The organism is Agromyces mediolanus (assembly GCF_044917495.1).
GTDB lineage: Bacteria > Actinomycetota > Actinomycetes > Actinomycetales > Microbacteriaceae > Agromyces > Agromyces mediolanus_B.
Genome location: NZ_JAVSSI010000014.1, coordinates 26967 through 39170 on the forward strand (window position 1 = coordinate 26967; position 12204 = coordinate 39170).

The 12204-nt window shown below is 72.4% G+C and carries 10 protein-coding genes; 1 reads left to right on the top strand and 9 read right to left on the bottom strand.

Annotation, left to right across the window (positions count from 1 at the left end):
- Positions 1 to 150 precede the first annotated feature (150 nt).
- From ROT00_RS16150 to ROT00_RS16190, 9 genes are all read right to left on the bottom strand, one after another.
- Complete coding sequence (locus ROT00_RS16150; protein ID WP_404776057.1) at positions 151 to 1635, bottom strand: malate:quinone oxidoreductase; 1485 nt, start codon at positions 1633 to 1635, stop codon at positions 151 to 153.
- Positions 1636 to 1705: 70 nt separating this feature from the next.
- Positions 1706 to 2725 carry an N-acetylglucosamine kinase gene (locus ROT00_RS16155; RefSeq protein WP_404776058.1) on the bottom strand — a complete coding sequence of 340 codons (1020 nt, stop codon included), beginning with the start codon at positions 2723 to 2725 and terminating at the stop codon, positions 1706 to 1708.
- Positions 2722 to 3978 carry a 6-phospho-beta-glucosidase gene (locus ROT00_RS16160; RefSeq protein WP_404776059.1) on the bottom strand — a complete coding sequence of 419 codons (1257 nt, stop codon included), beginning with the start codon at positions 3976 to 3978 and terminating at the stop codon, positions 2722 to 2724. The genes ROT00_RS16155 and ROT00_RS16160 overlap by 4 nt, the downstream gene beginning before the upstream one ends.
- Before the next feature lie 117 nt (positions 3979 to 4095).
- On the bottom strand, positions 4096 to 5250 hold the full coding sequence (locus ROT00_RS16165; RefSeq protein ID WP_404776060.1) for an ROK family transcriptional regulator: 1155 nt from the start codon (positions 5248 to 5250) through the stop codon (positions 4096 to 4098).
- Positions 5251 to 5312: 62 nt separating this feature from the next.
- The gene (locus ROT00_RS16170; protein WP_404776061.1) at positions 5313 to 6194 is read right to left on the bottom strand and encodes an ABC transporter ATP-binding protein; all 882 of its coding nucleotides are present in this window, start codon (positions 6192 to 6194) and stop codon (positions 5313 to 5315) included.
- Entirely contained in the window at positions 6191 to 7102 is a 912-nt protein-coding gene (locus tag ROT00_RS16175; protein WP_404776062.1) for an ABC transporter ATP-binding protein, read from the bottom strand. The genes ROT00_RS16170 and ROT00_RS16175 overlap by 4 nt, the downstream gene beginning before the upstream one ends.
- Positions 7099 to 8220 (bottom strand): ABC transporter permease, encoded by a 1122-nt coding sequence (locus ROT00_RS16180; RefSeq protein WP_404776063.1) that lies wholly within the window; start codon positions 8218 to 8220, stop codon positions 7099 to 7101. Before ROT00_RS16180 ends, ROT00_RS16175 begins: the two co-directional genes overlap by 4 nt.
- A complete protein-coding gene (locus ROT00_RS16185) occupies positions 8213 to 9217 on the bottom strand; it encodes an ABC transporter permease (protein WP_404776064.1) in 1005 nt (334 codons plus the stop codon). The genes ROT00_RS16180 and ROT00_RS16185 overlap by 8 nt, the downstream gene beginning before the upstream one ends.
- A gap of 48 nt (positions 9218 to 9265) precedes the next feature.
- Positions 9266 to 10930, bottom strand: coding sequence for an ABC transporter substrate-binding protein (locus ROT00_RS16190; RefSeq protein ID WP_404776065.1), 1665 nt, complete (start codon positions 10928 to 10930; stop codon positions 9266 to 9268).
- A 285-nt stretch (positions 10931 to 11215) separates the two neighbouring features.
- Between ROT00_RS16190 and ROT00_RS16195 the strand changes: the two genes are divergently transcribed.
- Complete coding sequence (locus ROT00_RS16195) at positions 11216 to 12190, top strand: glycoside hydrolase family 6 protein (protein ID WP_404776066.1); 975 nt, start codon at positions 11216 to 11218, stop codon at positions 12188 to 12190.
- The last annotated feature ends 14 nt before the right edge of the window (positions 12191 to 12204 follow it).

The window sequence follows — 12204 nt, forward strand, 5'->3', positions numbered from 1 at the left end:
CGAAGGGATGTGCTCAGATCATTGCGGGTCGAGGCTAGCAGGCTCGACCGGCGTCACGCAAGGCGCGGCCTCGCGCACGGCGCGGCGCGCGGTCGCACGACGGCGCGCGCCCGCGCCCGCGCACGCGGCCGCGGTCGCTCCCCGGCGGGCTCAGGCGCTGAGGTTCAGCGCCTTCGCCGTCGCGGCGAGGCTCGCCGCGGCGGCCTCGGGGTCGTCGGACAGGCGGGTGCCGTAGCTCGGCACCATCTCCCGGATCTTCGGCTCCCACTCCGCCATCCGCTCGGGGAAGCAGCGCGCCAGCACGTCGAGCATGATCGGCGCCGCCGTCGAGGCGCCCGGCGAGGCGCCGAGGAGACCGGCGATCGTGCCGTCGGCGCCCGTGATGACCTCGGTGCCGAACTGCAGCACGCCGCCCTTCGCGCCGTCCTTCTTCATGACCTGGACGCGCTGGCCGGCGGTGATGAGCTCCCAGTCCCCCGTCTTCGCGGTGGGCATGAACTCTCGCAGGGCCTGCATCTTCTTCTCGCGGTTCGCGAGCAGCTCGCCGACGAGGTACTTCACGAGGTCGAAGTTGCGGAAGGCGACCTGCAGCATCGGCCCCAGGTTGTGCAGGCGCACCGAGAAGGGCAGATCGAACCACGTCGAGGTCTTCAGGAACTTCGGGGTGAACCCGGCGTACGGCCCGAAGAGGAGCGCGGTCTCGCCGTCGACGACGCGGGTGTCGAGGTGCGGCACCGACATCGGCGGGGCGCCGACGGCGGCCTTTCCGTACACCTTCGCCTGGTGCTGGGCGACGATCTTCGGGTCGGTGGTGCGGAGGAACTGCCCCGAGATGGGGAAGCCGCCGAAGCCCTTGATCTCCGGGATGCCGGAGTGCTGGAGCAGCGCGAGGGCGCCGCCGCCGGCCCCGACGAACACGAAGCGGGCGTTCACAGACTTCGGGGTGCCGCCCACGAGGTGGCGGAGCTTCAGGTGCCAGCTGCCGTCCTTGCGGCGCTTCAGCCGGGTGACCTGGTGGTTCACGTTGACCTCGCCGCCGCGGCGCTCGAGGTCGTCGAACAGGTAGCGGGTGAGCGCGCCGAAGTCGACGTCGGTGCCGGCCGCGATGCGGGTGGCGGCGACCTTCTGCTTCGGGTGGCGCTTCTTCGCGAGGAGCGGCGTCCACTCGGCGATGCGCTCGAGGTCTTCCGTGTACTCGAGGTCGGGGAACAGCGGCTGGTCGGCGAGCGCGGCCACACGCTTGCGCAGGTACTCGATGTTGGCCGCCCCATGCACGAAGGTCATGTGCGGGGTCGAGTTGATGAAGTTGTGCGGCTCGGGCAGCTCGCCCTGCTCGACGAGGTGAGCCCAGTACTGCCGGCTGATCTGGAACTGCTCGTTGATCGAGACGGCCTTCTCGGCGGTCACGGTGCCGTCGGGCGCCTCGGGCATGTAGTTCAGCTCGCAGAGCGCGGCGTGCCCGGTGCCCGCGTTGTTCCACGCGTTGGACGACTCCTGCGCGACCTCGCCCAGGCGTTCGTACACGCGGATGCTCCAGTCGGGCTGGAGCCGGGCGATCAGGGAGCCGAGCGTCGCGCTCATGATGCCCCCGCCGATGAGCACGACGTCGACGGTTTCCTCTGAAGTCACGCCCACAGTCTATGACCGCCCAGCACGCCTCCTTGACCACCGCGGATGCCTCGGCTATACGCCGCGTCCAAGCGGGTCATCCGGCGAGCGCCGCCCGCGCCCGGGCGAGCGCCTCCTCCCCCGCGCCGGCGCTCTCGAGCGCGAGCAGCGCGGCGCCGACGATCGGCGGCCGCTCGACGATCGCGAGCGTCGCGAGCGGGGCGAGGTCGGCGATGCCGCGCTCGATCGGATCGAGGAGGAGCCGGTCCCCCGCGGCCAGGATGCCGCCGCCGAGGACGATCGGCACCGGCCGGTCGAGGAGGTCGAGCCTCGTGAGGCACGCGCGTGCGAAGGCGACGATCTCCTCCGCCTGACGGGACACGAGCGCCACCGCGACGGCGTCGCCGTCGCGCGCCGCCTCGAACACCAGCGGGGCGAGCACGGCGAGCGAGCTCTCCTGGCGCTGGCCGAAGTGCAGCTGCTCGATGAGCTCCTGCACCGAGCCGAGCCCCAGCCGCGCGAGGATCGCGCCGGTGAGCCGTGTCGCCGGCCCCCGCCCGTCCGCGTCGCGGGCGGCGTGCCAGAGGGCCTCGGCGCCGAGCCCGGACCCGCCGCCCCAGTCGCCGGAGATCGCGCCGAGCGAGGGGAAGCGCACCACCCGGCCGTCGGCGCGCACCCCGGCCGCGTTCACCCCGGTGCCGCAGACGATGACCACCGCGTCCGGCTCGTCGGTGCCCGCCCGGAGGAGCGCGAACAGGTCGTTCGCGACGACCGTCGACGGCCCGGCCCAGGCGCGGCCGGCGAGCTCCGCTCGGAACTCGCCGAGCTCCCGGTCGAGGTCGAGGCCGGAGAGGTAGAGGTTCGCCTGCGTCACGGCCGCCCCGCCGGCGACCTCGGCGACGAGCGCGTCGATCGTCGCGACGGAGCGGGCGAGGCCGTCGAAGTGCGGGCTCGAGCCCCCGCCGCGGCGTCGGGCGACGATCCGCCCGTCGAGCGCGAGCGCGATGGCGTCGGTCTTGGAGCCGCCGCCGTCGACGGCGACGACCACGGCCGGAGCCCCGGCCTCGGCCGGGGAATCGGGCGGCACGGCCGTTCGCCCCGGCTGCAGCCCGCTCATGCCCACTCCAGGAAGCGCGCGTTCTCGGCGAGGAGGAGGTCGGTGAGGCGTTCGGCCCGCTCGTGCTGGAGCACGAGCGGGTGCGCCCGCATCGCCCGGAGCACCCGGTCGCGACCGCCGTGCACGGCGGCGTCGAGCGCGAGCCGCTCGTAGCCCGCGACGTTCGCGACGAGCCCGGCGAAGTCCTCCGGCAGCGGCGCGACCGGCTCCGCGACGAAGCGTCCGTCGACGTAGCGCGCGGGCACCTCGATCACGTGGTCGTCGGGGAGGAACGGCAGCACGCCGTCGTTGCGCAGGTTCACCACCCGCGGCACGGCGTCGCCGCCCTGCATCGCCGCGAGCAGCTCGATCGCGGCCTCCGAGTAGAACGCGCCGCCGCGGCCCTCGAGCGCGTCCGGCTTCGTGTCGACGTGCGGGTCGGCGTAGAGCTCCAGCAGCTCGTGCTCGATCGCACGGACCGCCTCGGCGCGCGTCGGCTCGGCGAGCTGCTCCGCGAGCACCTCGTCGTGGGCGTAGTAGTAGCGCAGGTAGTACGAGGGCAGCGCGCCGAGCTGCGAGACGAGCGCGGGCGCGAGGTGCACCTCGTCGGCGAGCTCGCCGAGCCGGTCGCCGATGAGCTCCGGCAGGCGGTCCCGCCCGTCGATCGTGACGCTGCGCTCCCAGGTCAGGTGGTTGAGGCCGACGTGCCCGAGCCGGACCTCGTCGTGGCCGACGCCGAGGAGCCGCGCGAAGCGGCGCTGGAAGCCGATCGCGACGTTGCAGAGCCCGACCGCGCGGTGCCCCTCCGCGAGGAGGGCGCGGGTGACAATGCCGACGGGGTTCGTGAAGTCGACGATCCACGCGTCGGGCTTCGCGTGCCGGCGCACCGCCTCGGCGATCCCCAGCACCACGGGGACGGTGCGGAGCGCCTTCGCGAGGCCGCCCGGCCCCGTGGTCTCCTGGCCGATGCAGCCCGCCTCGTGCGGCCAGGTCTCGTCGGCCTGCCGGGCGTCCTGCCCGCCGACGCGGAGCTGCACGAGCACGGCGTCGGCATCGGAGACGCCCGCGACGAGGTCGGTGGTGCCGACGACGCGGGCGGGGTGGCCCGCCCGTGCGAGCATCCGCGCCGACATGCCGGCGACGAGCCGGAGGCGGTCCTCGTCGGGGTCGACGAGGTGGATCTCGGTGAGCGGCAGCTGCTCGCGCAGTCGCGCGAAGCCGTCGATGAGCTCGGGCGTGTAGGTGGAGCCGCCGCCGACGATGGTGAGTTTCATGGGTCCTTCTCTCGAGCACGGCGGGGACGCCCCGGCCGGGGAGGGTGAGTGGGGTGAGGATGCCGCGACGCGGACGATCCGGATCGTCCGTCGGCGTGGGCGGGAGGCGGTCGCCGTTCAGGCGAGCGGCAGGATGTCCGCTTCGAGGCGGTCGCGGATCTGCTGCACGAGCTGCTGCCTGGCGCCGAGGAGCACCGGCTGCGGGCCGGTGCCGCTCGATCGCACGACGAGCTTCGGGTGCGCCGCCCGGTCGATGCGCTCCGCGACGAGCGCGGCGAGGGCACCTCCCGCGGCGCTGCCGGTGGGCCCGCCGAGCACGAGCATCGCCGGGTCGAGGAGCGCGAGCACCGGGTGCGCCGCGAGCGCGATCCGCTTGGCGAGCGCATCGAGCAGGGTCGCGTCGCCGTCGAGCCGCTGCAGCGCCGCCGCGAGCGGTTCGCCCGGGTCGCCGCCGAGCAGACTGACGACGGCGGGCCCGCCGAGGAGGTCGGTGAAGTCGTTCGCCTCGGGCGCGAAGCTCGCCGCGGTCTTCGGCACGGGCAGGTAGCCGATCTCGCCGGCGCCGCCCGAGGCGCCGCGATGCACGGCGCCGCCGAGGTCGATGCCGACGCCGAGACCGTCGCCGATCCAGAAGAGCGCGAAGCTCGAGGCATCCTGGGCGACGCCCGCGGCCCGCTCCGCCATGGCGGCGAGGTTCACGTCGTTGCCGAGCGTGACGTCGATGCCGAGCTCGCGGGTGATCCGCGCCGCCGAGCCGACCGCGGGCCAGCCCGGCAGCGTGTCGGTGAGCGACAGCTCGTCCTCCTCGCCGAAGAACGCGGCCTGCACGCCGATGACGACGCGGCTGACGCACGCGGGGTCGGCGCCGGCGGCGGCGCAGGCCGCCTCGATCGCGGTGCGCACGTCGCCCTCCGGCGAGCGCTCGCCCGAGACGACGACCTCGGCGACCGGATGCTCGCCCCCGAGCGCGTCGACGACGACCGCCTGGATCGAGTGGGCCAGCACCGAGATCGCGACGCCCGTGATGCGGTCGATGCGCACGCCGTAGCTCACCGCGTTCGGCCCGCGACCGCCCGACACCTCGCCCACCGGGTGGATGAGGCCGACGCGTTCGAGCCGCTGCAGCATCTGCGTCGCGGTGGGCTTCGACAGCCCCGACAGCGCACCGAGGCGCGATCGGGTGAGGGGCCCGTGCTCGAGGAGGAGACGGAAGGCGGTGCGGTCGTTGCGCGCCGCCAGCCAGGCCGGCGTGCCGGGATCGATCGCGCTCATCTCCACCTCCTCCCCTGGTGTCGCGCTGGTCACTCTAGCCGAGCGCATTCGCTCTCGAACGATCATCCCGCCTCCCGCCGTACCTCGTCGCGCAGCTGTCCGAGGCGGTCCGGATCGGCCGCCGCGTCGAGCAGGGTCTTCGTGTAGTCGTGCTGCGGATCGAGGATGACCCGCTCGCTCGGCCCGCGCTCCACGATCTCCCCGCGGTACATCACGAGGATCTCGTCGGAGAAGTGCCTCGCGGTCGCGAGGTCGTGCGTGATGTAGAGCACGCCGAGCCGCTCCTGGCGCTGCAGCTCCGCGAGGAGGTTCAGCACCCCGAGCCGGATCGAGACGTCGAGCATCGACACCGGCTCGTCGGCGATGATGAACCGCGCGCCGGGTGCGAGCGCCCGGGCGATCGCGACCCGCTGCCGCTGACCGCCGGACAGCTCGTGCGGTCGGCGCTCGGCGAACTTCGCCGCCGGCGACAGCCGCACCCGTTCGAGCAGTTCCTCGGCGCGCTCGCGCACCGCGGCGCCGGAGAGGCCCGGATGGTGGAGCCGGATCGGCCGCTCCAGGTGGTGCAGGATCGAGTGGAACGGGTTCAGCGAGCCGAACGGGTCCTGGAACACCATCTGCACGTCGCGCCGGTACGCCGCGAGGCCGCGGCCCCGGTTCGCGCTCTGCGCGCCGTCGAGGAGGATCCGCCCGCCCGTCGGCGACTCGAGCTTCGCGAGCATCCGGGCGATCGTCGACTTCCCGGAACCGCTCTCGCCGACGAGGGCGACGGTGCGCCCCGGCTCGAGCGCGAGCGACACCCCGCGGACCGCGTGCAGCGTGCGCACCTTCAGCCCGCTGCGCAGCCGGAAGTCCTTCTGCAGCGCCTCGGCGCGGAGCGAGCCCGCCTCGAGCGCCGCGCGTGCGCCCGCCGCCTCGGCCACGGACGTCCTCTCGGCGGTCATGCCGCTCCCCCTTCTGCTCCGGCCGCCACGGCGGCGCCCGGCCCAGTGACGGCGGCGGTCGCCCCCGTCTGCCCGGTGCGGATGAACGAGCCGCCCTCGCCGCGGAGGCTCGGGAAGCTCTGCAGCAGCCGCTTCGTGTACGGATGCCTCGGGTCCCGGTAGATGCTCGCGGCATCCCCCTGCTCGACGATCTCGCCCTCGAGCATGATCGCGATGCGGTCGCTGATCTCGATGAGGAGCGGCAGGTCGTGGGTGATGAAGATCACGGCGAAGCCGAGCCGCTCCCGCAGCCGCATGATCTCGCGCACGATGCCGCGCTGCACGACGACGTCGAGGGCGGTGGTCGGCTCGTCCATGATCATCACCTGGGGATCGAGCGCGAGCGCCATCGCGATCATGACGCGCTGGCGCATCCCGCCCGAGAGCTCGTGCGGGAAGCTCGACAGCCGCGACGGGTCCACGCCGACGAGGGAGAGGAGCTCCGCGCTCCGCGTCTCGCGGTCGGCCCGGCTCATCCCCCTTCGGTGCGTCGTGAAGACGTCGTGGAGCTGCGTGCGGATGTTCATCACCGGGTTCAGCGAGTTCATCGAGCCCTGGAACACCATCGAGACCTTGTCCCAGCGGTAGGAGCGGAGCGCCTCGCCGTCGAGCTGCACGACGTCGACATCGTGCCCGCTCGCGTCGTGGAACACGACCTCGCCGCCGGTCATCACCGCCGGGGCCTTCAGCAGCCGGTTCAGCCCGTAGGCGAGGGTCGTCTTGCCGCAGCCCGACTCCCCCGCGAGACCGAGGATCTCCCCGCGGTGCAGGGTGAGCGAGGCGCCGCGCACCGCCTGCACGGGCGGGTCGACCTCGTAGTCGATCGAGACGTTCGTGGCGGTGAGGACCGCCTGGCCGAGTGCCGTCATGCGAATGCTCCCGAGTCGGCGACGCCCTTGCCCGCCTTCGTCGCCTTGCGCTGCCGCTTGGCGTTCTCCGGTGCGAGCCTGAGCTTGGGGTTCACGACCTCGTCGATCGCGAAGTTGATGAGCGAGAGTCCGGCACCGAGCGCCGCGATGATCGCGCCGGGCGGCACGAACCACCACCACGCCCCGGTGCCGACGGCCTGCCCGGTCTGCGCGTCGTTCAGCATCGTGCCGAGCGTGATCGAGCCGGTCGGACCGAGCCCCAGGTAGGAGAGCCCCGCCTCGCCGAGGACCGCGAGGATGACGCCGAAGATGAACTGCGCGGCGAGCAGCGGCACGAGGTTCGGCAGGATCTCGACGAAGATGATCCGGGCCGGCCGCTCCCCCGCGACGCGGGCGGCGGCGACGTACTCGCGGGTGCGCAGCGATCTGGCCTGCGCGCGCAGCACGACCGCGGAGCCGGCCCAGCTCGTGATGCCGAGCACCAGGGCGACGAGGAGCGAGCTGCGGGCGAGCGGACCGAGCCCGTCGGCGTTCTGCACGTACGCCGCGATCACCATCACCACGGGCAGGCCCGGGATGACGAGGACGATGTTCGTGATGAGGGTCAGCACCTCGTCGGCGATGCCGCCGAAGTAGCCCGCGAAGACGCCGAACAGCACGCCGAGCACGAGCGCGACGAGCCCGGCGACGAGCCCGATGAAGAGCGAGCCCTGCGTGCCGTACGCGAGCTGGGCGAACACGTCGTAGCCGAGCTTCGTCGTGCCGAGCCAGTGCTCGGGGCCGGGCGGCAGCAGCGCCGGGTTGTTCGAGTCGCGGGGCGGCTGCGCGATGAGCGGGCCGAGGAGGCCGAAGAGGGTGATCGCCGCGACGATCACGATGCCGGTCACGAGCTTGCCGGAGCGGCGCGGCAGCAGTCCGCGGAAGCGTCCGCCGCGCTTCACGGCCGCGGCGCTCGCGGCGGCGACGGCCGCGGTGGCGGTCGCCTCCCTGGCGCTCTCGCGGGCGGCCTCGGCGCCGATCGGGGCGCCGAAGGGGAGGTCGGCGGCGGTCTCGGCGCCGGTCCCCGGCAGCTCGCCGGTCGTGCCGTCGTCGTCCGTCAGGATCTGCCGGTCAGCCATTGTGCCGCACTCTCGGGTCGATGAAGCCGTAGACGAGGTCCATGACGAAGTTCGCCGCGAGCACCGTCAGCGTGATGACGAGGAACACGCCCTGCATGAGCGCGTAGTCGAGCCCCTGGACGGCCTGGATCATGAGCTTGCCGATGCCGGGGTAGCTGAACACCTGCTCCATCACGATCGAGCCCGCGACCACGAAGCCGAGCGCGATGCCGAACCCCGCGAGGCTCGGGATCGCCGCGTTCCGGGAGGCGTACTTCGTGCGGATCCGGCGCGGCGTGAGGCCCTTGGCCTCGGCCGTGACGATGAAGTCCTCCGACATCGTCGACACCATCATGTTGCGCATGCCGAGCAGCCAGCCGCCGATCGAGGAGAGCACGATCGTCGTCGCCGGCAGGATCGCGTGCCAGATCGCGCTGCCGAGGAACGCCCAGCTCCACTCCGGTCCGGCGGGGAAGTCGAAGACGTCGTACCCGCCGATGATCGGGAATATCCCGAGCTGCACGGAGAAGACGGCGACGAGCACGAGGGCGAGCCAGAAGTACGGGATCGACTGGAACACCGTCGTGATCGGCACGAGGTGGTCGAGCCAGGTGCCGCGCCGCCAGCCGACCCAGGCGCCGACGACGATGCCGAGCACGAAGGAGATGACGGTCGCGGTGCCGACCAGGATGATCGTCCACGGCAGCGCCGCGGCGATGAGGTCGGCGACCGGGGCCGGATACCTCGTGGAGGAGACGCCGAGGTCTCCCTGAAGCAGCCGGCCCCAGTACGCCAGGTACTGGTCCCAGAGACTCATCCCCTTCTCCGCGCCGAGGATCGAGGTGATCGCCTGCACCGTCTCCTCGGAGAGCGGCCGTCCGCCGTTCGCGCGGCGGAGCTTGCCGAGCATGATCGCGGCGGGGTCGCCGGGCAGCAGCCGGGGCAGCAGGAAGTTGAGCGAGATCGCCGCCCAGAAGGTCACCAGGTAGAAGGCGACCCGTCGGAGGTAGAAGCTCATTCCTGCACCGCCCGGGGGAAGGGGTGTCGTCTCATCGGGACCACGCGCCTACTCGGTCGGCTTCAGGTGCGTGAGCACGACCGCGTTCGCCACCGAGAGGTAGGGCAGCGGCGCCGCGTAGAGGTCGTCCTCGGACGGCCATCCGCTGAACTTCTTCGTGTTGAAGAAGGACTGCGAGGCGTTCAGCACGACCGGGATGTAGGGCAGGTCGCGGGCGATCTCCGTCTGGATCGTCGCGTAGGCGGCCTGCTTCGTCGGCACGTCCTCCGTGCCGCCCGCGGCGAGCACCGCGGCATCGACCTTCGGGTTCGAGTAGCGCGAGTAGTTCTGGCCGACGAGCGGGGTCTCGCCCACCTTCGCGGTCGAGGTGCCGGCGAAGTACTCGTGGTAGTTCGAGTAGGGGTCGGCGACGAGGCTCTGCGTGAGGCCGTAGAGCGTCATCTGGAAGTCACCCGACTGGATCGGGGTCCAGTACTCGGCGTCCGAGACGGTGCGGGCGTTGATCCGGATGCCGGCTTCCGCCGCCTGCTCGGAGATGAGCTTCGCGGCGTCGTTGTAGTCGGTCCAGCCGTCGGGCGAGAAGAGGTCGATCTCGAAGGAGGCGCCGTCCTTGCCGTAGAAGCCGTCGGACTGCTTCGTGTAGCCGGCCGCCTCGAGGATCTGCTGCGCCTTCGCGACGTCGGGGTCCTGCGGGCTCGTGGTGAGCGCCGGGTCGCTCAGCCACTGCTCGTCGCGCGGGAGGAGCATGAACGAGGGCGAGGACTCCCCCGCGAGCCCGGCGAACGCCTTCTCGCGGATGGTCGAGCGGTTGATCGCGACGTCGATCGCCTGGCGCACCGCGGGGTCGGTCTGCGGGCCGGTGCAGCCGAGATCGGCGTTCGCGCACGTGGTGATCGTCGTCGGGTCCTGCTGCAGGTTCAGCGTCGCGATGTCGCCCGAGCCGGTGACGGCGTCGGGGTTCGCGATGAACTGGCCGACCCAGTCGATCTTGCCGGTGGTGAGGAGGTCCTGGGCGGACTGGTTGGAGTCGAGGCCGAGGTACTGCACCTGCTTCACCTCGGGCGCGCCGTCGCGGAACAGCTCGTTCGCCTCGACCGTGTACGCGGCCTCGGTGAAGGTCTTCAGCTTGTACGGCCCGGAGCCGACGGGCTCGGGGTTCGTCTCGGACATGAAGTCGTCGATCTTCTCCCACACGTGCTTCGGGATGATCCAGGTGGAGCCGAGGGTGAGGGAGGCGCTCGTGAACTGCGGCTCGGTGTACGTGAGGACGACGGTCGTGTCGTCGGTGGCCTCGGCCGAGACGAACTGCTCGCTGACGTTGGAGCCGTAGCCGAAGGTGAACGCGACGTCCTCCGCGGTGAGGTCCTCGCCGTCGTTCCACTTGAGGCCGGGCTTGATCTTCACGGTCAGGGTCTTGCCGTCGGCGCTGTACTCGTAGCTGTCGCCGATCATGCCGACGGGCGGGTCGGCCGAGAGCTGGTTGAAGAAGAACAGGGGCTCGTAGATCGCGCCGAAGGTCGCGTGCACGGCCGTATCGACCGCGAAGGGGTTGAAGTTGTTGTTGATCGGGGTGGCGCTTCCGGCCCAGACCCGGAGGATGGCGTCGTCGCCGCCGGACGAGCCGCCCGAGGGCGAGCAGCCGGACAGCCCGAGGGCGAGGGCCGAGGCGCCCGCGGCGAGCGCGAGCACCAGTCGGCGCTTGGTTCGAATCATCGTTCGTGTTTCCTCTCTGGCTTCATTGCGTGGGAAGAACAGCGACGTCGCGGCAGGAACAAGGTGCGAGCGTTACCGGAAACGAAGCTAACAGAAAACTTTCTATCCAGAAAGAACCAATCCAGTTAATCCCGACTCAGGACGGCTCCGCCGACATCCGCGTCGCTCCGCGCCCCTCGTTCGGGGTCGGTGGCCAGAACCGCCGGATGTTCCTGAGAAGCGGAGGCGGCGGGCGGAGAAACGGCGGGCCCTAGACTGACCGGAACGGGGGGAAGGAAACGAGCGATGACGGCATCGGGAACCGGCGTGCGTTCGCGCGCCGCCGCCCGCCGCCTGGCGCTCGCGAGCGGTTCGATCGCCCTCCTCGCCCTGCTCGCCGCGTGCGCCCCCGCCACCTCGGCCGACTCCCCCTTCGCGAACCGGACGCTCTACCGCTCCCCCGACTCGTCGGCCGCCATCGCGGCGCAGACCGGGGCCACGGCCGCCGAACGCGAGGCCGCCGCGCAGCTCGCGTCCCGGCCCACCGCCGTCTGGCTCGTGCCCGAACGCCTGCCGCAGGGCGAGGTCGGTCCCGCGCTCGACGCACTCCTCGACGACGCCGCCGGATCCGCGGCGCTGCCGGTCCTCGTCGTCTACGGCATCCCCGACCGCGACTGCGGCGGGCAGAGCTCCGGCGGGCTCGCCCGCACCCCCTACCTGGCGTGGCTCGACGAGATCGTCGAAGCGATCGGCGAGCGCCGCGTCGTCGTGGTGCTCGAGCCCGACGCCCTCGCCCTCTCCGAGGCCTGCCCCGACCCGGCCGCGCGCGTCGCCCTCGTCCGGGAGGCGGCCGGCCGATTCGCCCGGACCTCCGCCGTCTACCTCGACGGCGGCCACTCCGCGTGGCTGCCGGCCGAGCGGATGGCCGAGCTCCTCGACGCCGCCGGCGTGGACCGGGTGCGGGGCTTCGCCACGAACGTCTCCAACACCCGCTCCACGGACGAGGAGCGCGACTACGCCCACCGCGTGGCGGCGGCGCTCGGCGGCGGGCACGCCGTCATCGACGTCTCGCGGAACGGCTCCGGCCCGCCGCCCGACGCGGAGTGGTGCAACGTGCCCGGCCGCACGGTCGGCGAGGACCCCGCGGCGATCGACGACCCGGTCGTCGACGCCGTGCTCTGGATCAAGCCGCCGGGCGAGAGCGACGGCGAGTGCCACGGCGGCCCGCCGGCGGGCCAGTGGTGGCCGGAGGCGGCGATCGCCCTCACGGGCGGCGGCTGACGACGATGGCCGAC